Source organism: Pseudarthrobacter sp. NPDC059871, assembly GCF_042731175.1.
Lineage (GTDB): Bacteria > Actinomycetota > Actinomycetes > Actinomycetales > Micrococcaceae > Arthrobacter.
In genome coordinates this window covers 26,746-41,105 of sequence record NZ_JBHWJV010000005.1, presented here as the reverse complement: position 1 = coordinate 41,105, position 14,360 = coordinate 26,746, and the positions used below count along the sequence as shown (strand labels likewise).

11 protein-coding genes are annotated in these 14,360 nt (G+C 68.1%); 7 read left to right on the top strand and 4 right to left on the bottom strand.

The window, feature by feature from the left end; all coding sequences use genetic code 11:
- Positions 1–19 precede the first annotated feature (19 nt).
- Positions 20–1,150, top strand: a complete 1,131-nt coding sequence (locus ACFV4R_RS08405; protein ID WP_377201911.1) for an FAD-dependent oxidoreductase — start codon at positions 20–22, stop codon at positions 1,148–1,150.
- A gap of 15 nt (positions 1,151–1,165) precedes the next feature.
- On the opposite strand, the gene ACFV4R_RS08400 is transcribed toward ACFV4R_RS08405, so the two are convergent.
- The 3 genes from ACFV4R_RS08400 to ACFV4R_RS08390 form a co-directional block, all read right to left on the bottom strand.
- Positions 1,166–2,722, bottom strand: a complete 1,557-nt coding sequence (locus tag ACFV4R_RS08400) for an MFS transporter (RefSeq protein ID WP_377201910.1) — start codon at positions 2,720–2,722, stop codon at positions 1,166–1,168.
- A 63-nt stretch (positions 2,723–2,785) separates the two neighbouring features.
- The gene (locus ACFV4R_RS08395; RefSeq protein ID WP_377201909.1) at positions 2,786–5,416 is read right to left on the bottom strand and encodes a trehalase-like domain-containing protein; all 2,631 of its coding nucleotides are present in this window, start codon (positions 5,414–5,416) and stop codon (positions 2,786–2,788) included.
- Between the two features lie 188 nt (positions 5,417–5,604).
- A complete protein-coding gene (locus tag ACFV4R_RS08390) occupies positions 5,605–6,597 on the bottom strand; it encodes an LLM class flavin-dependent oxidoreductase (protein WP_377201908.1) in 993 nt (330 codons plus the stop codon).
- A gap of 157 nt (positions 6,598–6,754) precedes the next feature.
- Here ACFV4R_RS08390 and ACFV4R_RS08385 point away from each other — a divergent pair, with 157 nt between their 5' ends.
- The 3 genes from ACFV4R_RS08385 to ACFV4R_RS08375 all read left to right on the top strand — a co-directional run bounded on the left by ACFV4R_RS08385 (position 6,755) and on the right by ACFV4R_RS08375 (position 9,623).
- Positions 6,755–7,648, top strand: coding sequence for an aldo/keto reductase (locus ACFV4R_RS08385; RefSeq protein WP_377201907.1), 894 nt, complete (start codon positions 6,755–6,757; stop codon positions 7,646–7,648).
- A gap of 49 nt (positions 7,649–7,697) precedes the next feature.
- On the top strand, positions 7,698–8,396 hold the full coding sequence (locus ACFV4R_RS08380; protein WP_377201906.1) for a type 1 glutamine amidotransferase domain-containing protein: 699 nt from the start codon (positions 7,698–7,700) through the stop codon (positions 8,394–8,396).
- A gap of 246 nt (positions 8,397–8,642) precedes the next feature.
- The gene (locus ACFV4R_RS08375; RefSeq protein ID WP_377201905.1) at positions 8,643–9,623 is read left to right on the top strand and encodes an ABC transporter substrate-binding protein; all 981 of its coding nucleotides are present in this window, start codon (positions 8,643–8,645) and stop codon (positions 9,621–9,623) included.
- A gap of 90 nt (positions 9,624–9,713) precedes the next feature.
- On the opposite strand, the gene ACFV4R_RS08370 is transcribed toward ACFV4R_RS08375, so the two are convergent.
- A complete protein-coding gene (locus tag ACFV4R_RS08370; RefSeq protein ID WP_377201904.1) occupies positions 9,714–10,106 on the bottom strand; it encodes a VOC family protein in 393 nt (130 codons plus the stop codon).
- A gap of 99 nt (positions 10,107–10,205) precedes the next feature.
- On the opposite strand from ACFV4R_RS08370, the gene ACFV4R_RS08365 reads away from it, so the two are divergent.
- The 3 genes from ACFV4R_RS08365 to ACFV4R_RS08355 all read left to right on the top strand — a co-directional run bounded on the left by ACFV4R_RS08365 (position 10,206) and on the right by ACFV4R_RS08355 (position 14,290).
- Positions 10,206–10,805, top strand: coding sequence for a TetR/AcrR family transcriptional regulator (locus ACFV4R_RS08365; protein WP_377201903.1), 600 nt, complete (start codon positions 10,206–10,208; stop codon positions 10,803–10,805).
- Positions 10,806–11,143: 338 nt separating this feature from the next.
- Positions 11,144–12,640, top strand: coding sequence for an aldehyde dehydrogenase family protein (locus ACFV4R_RS08360; protein WP_377201902.1), 1,497 nt, complete (start codon positions 11,144–11,146; stop codon positions 12,638–12,640).
- The gene (locus ACFV4R_RS08355; protein ID WP_377201901.1) at positions 12,641–14,290 is read left to right on the top strand and encodes a GMC family oxidoreductase; all 1,650 of its coding nucleotides are present in this window, start codon (positions 12,641–12,643) and stop codon (positions 14,288–14,290) included.
- Positions 14,291–14,360: the final 70 nt, after the last annotated feature.

The following is a 14,360-nucleotide window of genomic DNA, read 5'->3' as shown; positions in this document are numbered from 1 at the left end:
ACCTGGACAAGGAGGACCCATGGCAACAACTCTTGACACCGTGGTGATCGGCGGCGGCGCCATGGGTTCCGCCACCGCGAGGGCGCTGTCCCGGCGGGGACGCCACGTGACACTCGTGGAGCAGTTCGGGCCGGGGCACAAGATCGGCGCTTCCCACGGCACCACCCGCAACTTCAATCCCGGCTACCACCGCCCCGAATACGTTGCCATGATCGCCGAATCCCTGGACCTCTGGAACGAGCTGGAGCAGGACAGCGGCGAGACGCTCCTGGCACGGACCGGGATCGTCACGCACGGGCCCGAACCCATGCTGCCGGACGCTGCGGAAGCGCTGGCACAGGCGGGGCTGCGCGCCGAGTTCCTGCGTCCGGACGAGGCCGGCGAGCGCTGGCGCGGCATCCGCTTCGACCAGCAGGTCCTCTACATGCCCGACGGCGGCCAGCTCAACCCGGAAGCCGCACTGCCGGCTTTCCAGCGCCTTGCCGCGGCCCGGGGCGCCGACATCCGGCACCGCACCAAGGTGGTGTCCTTCGAGGTGAGGGACGACGGCGTCCGGCTGGGGCTGGAAAGCAGCGCCGGTACCGAGGTGGTCACCGCCGCACAGGTGGTGGTAACGGCCGGTGGCTGGACGGAAAAGCTGCTGGGCACGGCCGTGGGCGGTCGCCTGCGGACGCCAAAGCTCAGGGTGACGCAGGAGCAGCCGGCACACTTCCGGATCATCGACGCGGACGCTGTATGGCCCGGGTTCAACCATTACCCGGGCGGTGGATCGCAGTACGCGGGGTGGTACTCCCCTGTCTATGGCATGCACACCCCCGGCGAGGGCATCAAGGCCGGCTGGCACGGCGTGGGCCCGGTGACGGACCCTGACAGGCGCACCTTCGAGCCGGAGCCGCAGCAGCTCGCTGCCCTGCAGGCCTACGCGAGGACCTGGCTGCCCGGCGTGGACGCCGATACCTTCGCGGCCATCAGCTGCACCTACACCACCACCCCGGATGAAGACTTCGTCCTGGACCGGATTGGGCCGGTAGTGATCGGTGCCGGGTTCTCCGGGCACGGGTTCAAGTTCACGCCCGTGGTGGGCCGGATCCTTGCCGACCTCGCCACGGGCACTCGCCCCGCGCCCGAAATCTTCAGCGCCTCGCGCTAGCTGCCGCCGGCCTGATCAACTGCCGCGGCGGCCGGAATCCTCCACTTCGGTGCGGTCCGGACCGGCGGCATCCCCTCCGTCGTCGGTGCCGTGCGCGGGATCCTGGTTCGAGGCTGCGTCCTGTTCGGAAACCTGCTCCTGCCCGTCGGCACCATCCCCGGCACCGGCGGCCTGCATCCCCGGCATGGCCACCACCGCCAGGACCGTCAGGAGCCCGGCCACCAGCGCTGCCAGGAAGACGGCGCTGGATGCGGCCACCACGGCCTGGCCGTTTCCCTCACCGCCCGGGTTGCCCGAGTAGATGGCGTTGGCCACCGCCCCGAACACTGCCACGCCCAGGGCGCTGCCGATGGAGCGGGCAAACATGTTGGTGCTGGTCACCACGCCGCGCTCGTTCCACCGCACGCTGGACTGCGCGGCGATCAGCGTGGGCGTTGCGAGCAGGCCGAGGCCGAGCCCCACCACGAAGCAGCTGGAAGCGATCAGCGCCACGTTCGGCGTCCCGGCCGTCAGCGCCAGGATGAGCAGGCCGGCCACGGTGATGGAGATGCCGATCAGGCCGGTGGCCTTGAACCCGATCCGAAGATACAGGCGGCCGGCCTGTGAAGCGCTGAGCGGCCAGCCGAGGGTCAGCGCCGCCAGGGCCAGGCCCGCGACCAGCGGTGAAACGGACAGGGCACCCTCGAGGAAAGTAGGCACGTAGGAGGTCAGGCCAATCATCACCGCACCCACGCCAAAAGATGCGAGCGCTGTGGTCACCAGCAGGCGCCGCTGCACCACCCAGGACGGGAGTATGGGTTCCGCAGCGCGCCGTTCCACCAGGATGAAGGCCACCAGGAGCACCGCACCGACGCCGAAGACCGCGAAGCTGACCGGCGAATCCCACGCCCAGGCCTCGCCGCCCTGCAAAGCGCCGAGGATCAGCAGGCCCAAAGAGCCCGCCATCAGTGCCGCTCCGGCGTAATCCACCGTGTGCTTGGCGCGTTCCACATTCTCATGAAGCGTCCGCACCAGCATCCAGCCGGCCAGGATGCACAGCGGGATGTTGACCAGGAAGATTCCGCGCCAGATGCCCAGCGCCGAGAAGACGCCGCCCAGGCTGGGCCCCACCACGGAGGACACCGCCCACACACTGGCCAGGTACCCCTGGACCTTGGCGCGTTCCTCCAGCGAGTAGATGTCACCGGCGATGGTGATGCTGACCGGTAAAACCGCTCCGGCGCCCAAGCCCTGCAGCGCCCGGAAGGCGATCAGGGACGGCATGCTCCAGGCCACGCCGCAGAGGACGGAGCCCAGCAGGAACAGTCCGATGCCTGTCAGGATGATCGGTTTGCGGCCCACCATGTCGGACAGCTTGCCGTAGATGGGCACGGAGACGGCCTGGGCCAGCAGGTACGCCGAGAAGAGCCACGGGAATGAGGAGAACCCGCCAACGTCGCGGACGATCGACGGGACGGCGGTCGCCACGATGGTGGAGTCGATCGCCACCAGTCCGGTGGACAGCATCAAGGCGATGAGGATGGGGCCGCGGTCCGAGCGGAACCCCACCCCCTGGGCGCGGGCGGTCATCATGAGTCTCGATTCGGTTTTTGTATCCCTTGTCCTTCCACTCTAGGTACCCCGGACGAACGCTGCCTACCGTCCGGCCTGGTGCGCATCCAGGAGGCGGGCACAGCGGATGAAGCCCAGGTGGGAATACGCCTGCGGATGGTTGCCCAGGTGGGTCTCGGTGCCGGGGTCGTATTCCTCCGGCAAGAGCCCGGTGGGCCCGAAGAGGTTCACCAGCTGGTCGAACAGGTCCCAGGCTTCATCGATGCGGCCCACGGCGACATAGGCCTCGATCAGCCAGGTGGTACAGATGTGGAAGCCGCCTTCAAGGCCCGGCAGGCCGTCGTCGTACCGGTAGCGGAAGACTGTTGGCCCCACCCGCAGTTCCCGTTCCACGGCGGTGACCGTGTCCAGGAAGCGCTGGTCGGTGACATCCAGCAGGCCCGACAGTCCGATGTGCAGGACAGCGGCATCGAGGTCCGGGCTGTCGTAGGCCACCGTGTAGGACTTGGCCGATTCGTCCCAGCCCTCCCGCAGCACCTCGTCCCGGATGGTGGTGGCCATGGGAGCCCAGGCGGGGTCCGGCTCCCTGCCGTGGCGCTCAGCTGTCCTCAGTGCCCTGTCCAGGGTCACCCAGCACATCACCTTGGAGTAGACATGGTGGCGTGCCGGGCGCCGGGCTTCCCAGATGCCGTGGTCCGGTTCATGCCAGCGGGCCAGGACTGCTGAGGCCATCTGGACCAGCAGCTCCCAGTGCTCCTCGGCGAGTACGCCCTCTTTCGAACTCAGGGTATGGATCAGCTCGGCAACGGGGCCAAAGACGTCCAGCTGGACCTGGTGGTCCGCCGCGTTTCCGATCCGGACCGGGCGGGAACCGGCGTAGCCCGGGAGGCTGTCCACCACGGCTTCAGTGGACAGCGGCGCACCAGTGACGGAGTACAGCGGATGCAGCCACTCCGGGCCCGGGGCATGCTCAAGGATCCGCCCCAGCCACCCAAGGAACCCGGCGGCCTCCGCGGTGGAGCCGAGGTCCGCCAGGGCATTGACCGTCATGGACCCGTCCCGCAGCCAGCAGTACCGGTAGTCCCAGTTCCTTGTTCCGCCGATGCCCTCGGGCAGGGACGTGGTGGGGGCGGCGAGGACTGCGCCGGTGGGTTCGTGGACCAAGGCCCGGAGCACCAGCGCCGAGCGCCGTACCAGCGAGGGTTTCACGGACGGAAGGGCGAGTCTCTGCACCCACTGGCGGGCGTGGAGGGCCACCTCCGCCCGGCGTTCCGTCTCCCCCTGTGGGTCTGCGGGCCGGGGTTCAGTGTCGCCGCAGCGCAGGTTGAGCACCACGGGCCCGGACTGGAGGTTCACCGATGCCGTGGCCGTGCCGTGCCTGCCGTCCGAGGTGATGCTGAAGGTCACGCCCGGCGCGAAGAGAATGATCGGTTCCGACGTGCCCACCACATGCAGCTCGTCGCCGCGGGCCTCCATGACGAACGGGGCGTTCGCGTAGTCAGGCCGCGGTGCGAAGGTGATCCGGGCAGCCCCCGTGCCGGTCAGCACCCGGACCAGGCTGGTGATGCCGTCCGGGGCCGGTTCGAGGTAGTCGGTGACGGTGACGTCCGCCCACCGGGTTTCGACGATCATGGTGCTGTCCACGTAGCGCTGGCCCAGCACCTGCGATGCCTTTGCCGGTTCCACGGAGAAGTGGCCGGCCGCGTCACCGCCAAGGATGTGGGCGAACACCGAGCCGGAGTCCGGCAGCGGGTGGCTCATCCAGCAGACCTTGGCGTCCGGTGTCAGCAGTGCGGTGGAGGAGCCGTTGCCGATCATGGTGTGCCGTTCGAGGCCCACGGCGTCCTCGCCGAACAGCCAGGCCCGGCGCAGTTCGAAGAGCAGGGCAAGGACCCGGGCAAAGGACTCGGGGTCGCGGACCCGGTGTGCCGCTGCGGTTTCGCCCCCGCCGACCCGGAGGCCCAGGTCCGGGCCGCGGAGGGTGGCGATAGCCAGTTCGTCGCTGTCGGCGTCGCCAGCGAACATGGCGGCACTGGCGCCGAGCCGGGACCGGAGGGTTTCCAGTGCCTCGCCCTTGGACGGCTCCACCACGGACAGGTCCAGCACCGAGCCGTCCACGATGAAGAACAGTCCGTGGGCGCGCGCTATTTCCCGGGCAGTCTCGGTCACCGAGGCGACGACCTCTGCCGGGGCCGGACGGGTGTGGACCGAAACCGCCACCGGCTTGCGCTCAATCCACACGCCGCTCTGGAACCCTACGGCCTCGTTTAGCGCAGCGTTGACCTTTTGCAGGACCGATTCGGTGGCAAGCGTCTGGGTGTGCGCGAAGCCCATGTCCGACTCCGCGCCGTGCGACCCGATGAGGTGGACCTCCACGGGGAGCCGGGACACCGCCGCCAGGTCCCGCAGGGAACGGCCTGAAATGATGGCGGCGTGCGTGCTGGGCAGGGCGGCAAGTGCCCGCAAGGCGATGGCGGCGCTGCCCAGCGGGAGGATCTCGGTGGAAATGCCTTCCGCGTCGCACAAGGTGCCGCCGTAGTTGCAGGCCACCAACAGGGCAGGAACACGTGCCAGAACCTTCAGTTCGTCCAGCAGCGCCGGGGTCAGCCCGCTGTCCGCCGCATCCGCCTGGACAAACGACCGGAGCACGTCCAGCGGAAGGGAACGGGTGAGCAGGGCGGAATCCGCCACGCTCTGGTTCAAAGGCGTGGGCATCAGGGAACCCCTTCGAGGCAGAACCAGGCCGGGACTGCAGCCGCTGGGTCACCTGCGGACTACCGGTTGGCGCCCCTCCCGAAGATCCTGGCGGATTCCCGGGGGAGCATTACCCATCGTCATCCCCGGCGGTTTCCCCTGAATATCCCCTTCATTGCGTATGTGTAAAAGCCCGGGCAGGCGGAAGCTCAGACGCGCGCCAGCCCGGCCACCTCGGCCAGCAGTTCCACCGAGCGCAGGCGGGCGTCCGTGCCGGTGCTCTGGTGCGCCACGATGAGTTCGTCGGCGTCGGCATGCCTGCCGAACCCGTCAAGGTAGTCCAGGACGACGTCGGGCGTTCCCACTGCGGAGTAGGTCATCATCTGCGAGACGTGCTGGCCCTGCGGGGAGTCGAGGATCATGTCCGCCTCGTCATCGGTGAATTCCCGGGTCCCGCCGCCGAAGAACAGGGACACGCGGGCGCGTTTGGTGGCCTGCATCATCTGCTGCGCCTCGGACGCGGAATCGGCCGCGATCACGTTGACGCCGGCGATCACGTGGGGGGCGTCCAACTGCGCCGAGGGCTTGAACTCACGGCGGTAGACGGCCACCGCATCCTTCAGCGCGTTGGGCGCAAAGTGCGAGGCGAAGGCGTACGGCAGGCCCAGCTGGGCAGCGAGCCGCGCGCCGAACAGGGACGATCCCAGGATGTAGAGCGGGACGTTGGTGCCCTTGCCGGGGGTTGCCTCCACGCCCTGGATCCGTGTGGGTCCGGTGAGGTAGCCCTGCAGTTCCAGGACGTCCTGGGGGAAGCTGTCGGCGGACATCGGGTCGCGCCGGAGGGCCCGCATGGTGTTCTGGTCGCTGCCGGGGGCACGGCCGAGGCCAAGGTCGATCCGGCCCGGGTGCAGGGTCTCCAGGGTGCCGAACTGCTCAGCGATGGTCAGCGGCGAGTGGTTGGGCAGCATGACGCCGCCGGCGCCGAGCCGGATGCTTTCGGTGTTCGCGGCCACGTGGGCGATCAGCACACTGGTGGCGGACGACGCGATGGACGACATGTTGTGGTGCTCGGCGTACCAGACCCGCCGGTACCCCAGTTTCTCGGCGCTCTGCGCCATGGCCACGCTGCCCGCGAAGCTTTCCGCCGCCGTCTGGCCTTTGCCGATGGTTGCCAGGTCAAGGATGGAAAGCGGGAGGGTCACGTCGGGTGCCGGCCTTTCGGAGCGTTGCGTACGGAATATCGTTGCGTCATGGCGCCCGCCGGAATCGCGGCAGGCACAGAGGGTATAACCACCGCGGCGGCCGGCTTATTTCTGTGATCTGCGGAATACCCAGCACACTGATGATGTTGCCGCCCCTATGAGCCCAGACACGAACAGCGCAGACACGAAGAGCACAGGGACAACGAACCAGTCCGCCACCATCGACCTCAAGGACCTCGGAACCGTGCAGCGGCTCGGCTTCGGTGCGATGCGCATCGTGGGCGACGGCGTCTGGGGCGAGCCCGCGGACCGGGCGGCCGCCGTGGCCGTGGTGCGCCGCGCCGTCGAACTCGGCGTCGATTTCATTGACACCGCGGATTCCTATGGCCCGAACATCAGCGAGGAAATCATCGCCGAAGCCCTGCACCCCTACAAGGACGGCCTGAGAATCGCCACGAAGGTGGGATTTACCCGCACCGGGCCCAACAAGTGGGTTCCCGTGGGCCGGCCCGAATACCTGCGCCAGCAGGCGGAACTGAGCCTCCGCAAGCTGAAGGTGGACACCATCGACCTGCTGCAGCTGCACCGTATCGATCCCAAGGTGGACGCCGAGGAACAGTTCGGTGTGCTGCGTGAACTCCAGGACGAGGGCAAGGTCCGGGCGTTGGGGCTGTCGCAGGTCAGCGTGGCCGAACTGGAAGCCGCCGGAAAGCACTTCACTGTTTCCACCGTCCAGAACCGCTACAACCTGACGGACCGCAGCTCGGAGGACGTGCTGCGCTACTCAGAGGAGAACGGCATCGGCTTCATCCCGTGGGCCCCGATTTCCGCGGGCGAGCTGGCACAGCCTGGCGGTCCGCTGGACGAGGCCGCCTCGCGTCTGGATGCCACCACCTCGCAGGTGGCCCTGGCGTGGCTCCTCCGCCGTTCCCCCGTCATGATGCCCATCCCCGGCACGGGATCCCTCAGCCACCTGGAGGAGAACATCGCAGCGGCGGGCATCACGCTCGACGACGACACGTACGCTGGGCTGGAGGCTGCCGGCAAGTAGCGGCGGCTTTCCACGCAGTGCCCAGCAACACAACAGGCAGGAGAACAGCATGGCTAACGTTTTGATGGTTGTTTCAGCAGCCGATTCCCTCACCATGAAGGACGGGAGCGAACACCCCACCGGCTTCTGGGCTGAAGAACTGGTGGTTTCGCACCAGACCCTGGTGGACGCCGGACACACTGTCCACATCGCCACCCCGGGCGGCGCGAAGCCCACCGTGGACCAGGTCAGCCTGGCCGCAGATTCCGCCGGCGGTGAGGAACGCGCCGAGGGCTTCCGTGACTACCTGGCCAAAATCGGCACCGAGCTGTCGCAGCCCCTGGTGCTCGCCGACGTCGACATCGCTCCCTACGACGCCGTGGTGATGCCGGGCGGCCACGGCCCGATGGCCGACCTCTACAAGGACACCGACCTGGGCCGTCTGCTGGTGGCCGCGGACAAGGACGGCAAGGTCATCGCGCCGTTCTGCCACGGCCCGGCGGGACTGCTCAGCGCAACGGACGACGCCGGGACGTTCACTTTCGCGGGCCGGCGCCTGACGGTCTTCAGCAACGAAGAGGAACTGAACGGCGGCACAGGCGAGAACACGCCTTGGCTTGTGGAGGACGCGCTGAAGGAGAAGGGCGCGATCGTCAACAACGCCGCTGCCTGGTCCTCCCATGTGGTCCGCGACGGTAACCTGATCACCGGCCAGAACCCGCAGTCCAGCGAGGACGTGGCCAGGGAAGTCATCAAAGCCCTGGGCTGACAGGCTTCCGCGGGTTTCCGGCGGGATGGCCTGACGCCCACGCGTTGAAGGAGGGGACCAGCTCTTGTGAGCTGGTCCCCTCCTTTGGTGTACGCGGATTGTGACCGCGGCGGTCCCCGCGTTAACTGCGGTTACTCCCCGTATCGCCCGGTTTCGGGGCCTTTGATTCTGCCGGTGGCACTCCCGGATAGTTGCTGCAACGCGCATCATCCGTCGCATCAACTTCGTACCTCCAAGGAGGAAACCATGGCCATCCCCACTCCGAAACCGGCCCTTATCGCGGCCCTGGCAGTGTCCCTGCTGGGCCTGGCCGCATGCGCCGATCCGGGCGCGACGGCGGCGACAGGACCGACGTCGGAGACTACCGCCACCGCAGCCGGCAAGACCTTCAACCTGTCCCCCGAGCAGGACCGCTTCAAGGTGGACGTGGACCAGGCAGCGGCCGCACAGGTTCCCGATGCCATCAAGGCCGACGGCAAGCTGACTGTGGTGACCACCGGCGGCACCGCCCCGCTGAGCACGTTCGCCTCCGACAACAAGACCCTGATCGGCAGCGAGGTGGACATCGCCTACGCCGTGGGCGAGACCCTCGGCCTGCAGGTGGAGGTCCTTCCCGTCGCATGGGCCGACTGGCCGCTGGGCATTGAGTCGGCCAAATACGAGGCCGTCCTCTCGAACGTGACTGTCACCGAGGCGCGCAAGGAGAAGTTCGACTTCGCCACGTACCGCAACGACCTGCTCGGCTTCTACGCCAAGAGCGACTCGGACATCACCGAGGTCAAGGAAGCCAAGGACGTGGCGGGCAAGCGGGTCATCGTCGGTTCCGGCACCAACCAGGAAGCCATCCTGGTGCGCTGGGACGAGGAGAACAAGAAGAACGGCCTCAAGCCGGTGGAGTTCCAGTATTACGACGACGATTCCGCCTCCACCCTGGCCCTCCAGTCGGGCCGCGCGGACCTGACGTTCGGACCCAACGCCGGAGCTGCCTACAAGGCGGCCAAGGATGGGAAATCCAAGCAGGTGGGCACCCTGGAGGGCGGCTGGCCGCTGAAGGCCGAGATCGCGTTCACCACCAAGAAGGGCAACGGCCTGGCCGTCGCAGCCCAAACCGCCCTGAACCACCTGATCGACGACGGCACCTACGCCAAGATCCTGGACCGCTGGGGCCTGTCCTCCGAGGCAATCCCGAAGTCCGAACTGAACCCGGCGGGCCTGCCCAAGAAGTAGGCGGCCCGCCGACGAATGGATCCCCGCCCAGCACCTTCAGGTGCAGGGCGGGGATTCTTCTGTGCCGCGGGTGGTCATTGAAAGCTTTTGCTACCAACTCGCGCCGGGCTCGTAGGTGCCGGCGCTCCACTCCTGGCCCTGGGGGTCCAGGACGCGGCAGCGCCGTGAGCCCCAGCCGGTATCCTCGGGCTCGATGACCGGTGTTGCACCGGCGGCGACGGCCGCGCGGAAGAAGGCGTCGGCGTCGTCCACCAAGAGGTACAAGCCCTGCCCGGTGGACCGACCCACCAGCGGTGGCCGCTGATAACCGGCGTCGTTGCTGGCCACCATCAGCACCGCCGCTCCGAGCCGGACCTCCGAATGGACGACAGTTCCACCGTCGCCATCCTGGCGCCGGACAACCTCAAACCCCACCGCCTGCAGCCACTCCAGCGCGGCGGACGCATCGGGGTAGCTGAGGTACGCGAAAAGCCGCGGTTCCATGGAGTGATGTTACGGCTGCGCCCCTGTTCGCGTAACCCTTCCGGCCACCCCCGGGCCGGGAAAGTGCACTGCCGGCGAGTTTGGCAATAGTCTGGCCAGATGGGGACTAACACCGTGAACTCCGGCGAGCAGCTCGACAGGCAGTCCCGCATCCTCGAAGCGGCCCTGGACCTGCTCTCCCGGCACGGGATCTCCGGCGTAAGCATGCGCTCCGTCGCCCGGGAGGCCGGCGTTGCCCTCGGCCTGGTGAACTATTACTACGACGACAAGACGAGCCTGATCCGGGCAGCCCTGCACCGCGTCGATGAGCACGACCTCCTGCTGGTCACACCGGATCCGGACTCGACTCCCGACGAACAGCTGCGCACGGCCCTGCGCCGGGTGGCGGGTGCCGATCTGCTGACCACCAAATATCTGTCGCTGCGACTCCACCTCTGGGCCCTCGCGCAGGCCGATGAGGGCTACGCCGAAATCAACGCCGCCGCCTTTGACCGGTACATCGACGGCCTCGCCGCACTCGTGGCCAATGCAAGGCCCAGGCTCACCTGGGCGCAGTGCCGGGACCGCGCGTCCGATGTCGTCGTCATCCAGAACGGCATGTGGCTGACCTCCCTCCTGGGCGTGGACAAGGCCTCCATCCAGCGCAGTATCCAGCGCACCGAGGACATCGCCTTCGCCCCTGCGCCGGACGCCGGCTAGGCAGAAGCGCCACAAGCCATCACCCCTATGTCACATTTGAACGAGTGTTCAACTTGCTATTGAACACTCGTTCAACATGCATTACTGTCCTTCTATGACGTACGCCACACCTGCCCGGTCTTTGGCTGACGGGGCCCGGGACTTCACCTTCCGATCCACGCCGCGCTAAGCCCGCCGGCCCGAAAACCCCCGGCGCGCTGTCCGCAGCACGGACATCGCGCACCGCTAAAGTCACCTCCGCAGCACAGCCGCCGCACCACCCGGCGCTGCTCCGCCGTGCCCGCAGCACGGCCGTAAACCAGCCGGCGCGGCGCGTGACCTACCACTTAGGGAGACACATGACAGATACAGCAAGCACCCTGTTCATCAACGGATCGTGGGAAGCCGCCGCGTCCGGCGCCGTCCGTGAAATCCGCAATCCGGCCGACGGCGAACTGGTCGCCACGGTGTCCGAGGCCGGCAGGGAGGACGCGCACCGCGCCATCACGGCCGCCCGCGCCGCCTTCGACTCCGGCGCCTGGTCCGGCGTCCCGGCACCCGAACGCGGCGCCTTCCTCCTCAAGGTCGCCGCCGGCCTGCGGGAACACCGCGAAAAGTTTGCCCGCGCCGAGTCCCTGGACACCGGCAAGCGGATGGTGGAAAGCCGCATCGACATGGATGACATCGCCGCCTGCTTCGAATACTTCGGCAGGCTCGCCGGGCAGCAGGCGGGCCGGCTGGTGGACGCCGGGGATCCCGCCGTCGTCAGCCGGATCGCGTACGAACCCGTGGGCGTCTGCGGCCTGATCACCCCGTGGAACTACCCCCTCCTCCAGGCCGCGTGGAAGATCGCGCCCGCCCTGGCCGCCGGCTGCACCTTCGTCCTCAAGCCCTCCGAGCTGACCCCGTCCACCAGCATCCTCGCCATGCAGCTGCTGCAGGACCTCGGCTTGCCGGACGGCGTCGCCAACCTCGTGACGGGAGCAGGCGCTGGGGCGGGCGCACCCCTTTCGGAACACCCCGCCGTCGACCTCGTCTCCTTTACCGGCGGGCTGGAAACCGGCAAGCGCATCGCCGCGGCCGCTGCCGGCACCGTCAAGAAAGTGGCGCTGGAACTCGGTGGCAAGAACCCCAACGTGGTGTTCGCGGACGCTGACTTCGATGCCGCCGTGGACAACGCCCTCAACGGCGCGTTCGTCCACTCCGGCCAGGTCTGCTCCGCCGGCGCCCGGCTGGTGGTGGAGGAATCCATCGCCGAACGATTCGTGGACGAACTGGTCCGCCGTGCCCAGGGCATCCGGCTGGGCGGCCCCTTCGACGAGGACGCCGAATCCGGACCGCTGATCTCCGCAGCCCACCGGGACAAGGTCAACGCGTACGTCCAGCGCGGCGTCGGGGAAGGTGCACGGCTCCGGACCGGCGGCGCGGCCCCTGAAGGCGAAAAGTACGACGCCGGGTTCTACTACCAGCCCACCATCCTGGACCAGGTGCAGCGCGGCATGTCCGTGGTCACCGACGAGGCGTTCGGCCCGGTGGTCACCGTGGAAACTTTCCGCACCGAAGACGAAGCCGTGGCCACCGCCAACGACACCATCTACGGCCTGGCCGGCGCCGTCTGGACGCAGGACGCCGGCAAGGCCCAGCGGGTGGCGGGCAGGCTCCGGCACGGCACCATCTGGATCAACGACTACCACCCCTACCTCCCCCAGGCCGAGTGGGGCGGCTTCGGCCAGTCCGGCGTCGGCCGCGAGCTGGGCCCCTCCGGCCTCGCCGAGTACCAGGAAGCCAAGCACATCTACCAAAACACCAGCCCGCAGGTCACCGGCTGGTTCGCTGACCACAGCAAGGAGAACTAGATGCACTTCGACAACATCGACGACGCCACGCAGCGGGAATTCGACTACGTCGTCATCGGCGGCGGGTCCGCAGGTGCCGCCGTGGCCGCGCGGCTAAGCGAGGATCCGGACGTCACCGTGGCCCTCGTTGAGGCTGGCCCGGACGACCGCAACCTGCCCGAAATCCTGCAGCTGGACCGCTGGATGGAACTGCTCGAATCCGGCTACGACTGGGACTACCCCATCGAGCCGCAGGAAAACGGCAACTCGTTCATGCGGCACGCCCGCGCCAGGGTGATGGGTGGCTGCTCCAGCCACAACTCCTGCATCGCCTTCTGGGCTCCCCGCGAGGACCTGGACGAGTGGGAGTCCAAGTACGGCGCCGCCGGCTGGAACGCGGATGCCGCGTGGCCGCTGTACCAGCGGCTGGAAACCAACCAGGACGCCGGCCCGGACGCACCCCACCACGGGGACTCGGGCCCGGTGCACCTGATGAACGTGCCCCCGGTGGATCCTGCCGGCGTCGCGCTCCTCGACGCCTGTGAAGAGACAGGCATCCCCCGGGCCAGGTTCAACACCGGCACCACCGTGGTCAACGGCGCCAACTTCTTCCAGATCAACCGCCGGGCGGACGGAACCCGGTCCTCCAGCTCGGTGTCCTACATCCACCCCATCATCGACCGCCCCAACTTCACACTGCTCACAGGCCTCCGCGCCCGCCAGCTGGTGTTCGATGCGGACAAGCGCTGCACCGGCGTCGACGTGGTGGACGGAGCGTTCGGCCGCACCCACCGGCTCTCCGCGCGCCACGAAGTCATCCTGTCCACCGGCGCCATCGATTCGCCCAAGCTGCTCATGCTCTCCGGCATCGGCCCGGCCCAACACCTCGCCGCCCACGGCATCGACGTCCTGGTGGACTCCCCCGGTGTTGGCGAGAACCTGCAGGACCACCCCGAAGGCGTGGTGCAGTTCGAGGCCAGGCAGCCCATGGTGCAAAGTTCCACGCAGTGGTGGGAAATCGGCATCTTCACTCCCACCGAGGACGGCCTGGACCGCCCGGACCTGATGATGCACTACGGCTCCGTCCCGTTCGACATGAACACCCTGCGGCACGGCTACCCCACTACGGAGAACGGCTTCAGCCTCACACCGAACGTCACCCACGCACGCTCCCGCGGGACTGTCCGGCTGCGCAGCCGCGACTTCCGCGACAAGCCGATGGTGGACCCCCGCTACTTCACGGACCCGGAAGGCCACGACATGCGCGTCATGGTGGCCGGCATCCGTAAGGCGCGCGAGATCGCCGCGCAGCCCGCCATGGCTGCGTGGACCGGCCGGGAGCTCTCGCCCGGCGTCGAGGCGCAGACGGACGAGGAGCTGCAGGACTACATCCGCAAGACCCACAACACCGTCTACCACCCGGTGGGCACCGTCCGGATGGGAGCGGACGACGACGGGATGTCACCGTTGGATGCCCGGTTGCGGGTCAAGGGGGTCACCGGGCTACGGGTCGCCGATGCGTCCGTCATGCCCGAGCACGTCACGGTCAACCCGAACATCACGGTCATGATGATCGGCGAGCGCTGCGCCGACCTGGTCCGGGCCGACCAGGCCCGCGCCGGCAGCTCCGCGGCAACGGCCGAGGAGGAATTCGCCCCTTCCTTCGCCTGACGGGCACGGCACCGCGGCAGCGGGCTTAATATATGGCCACGCCGCGTGCATCCCGCCCCTTCGACTCAGC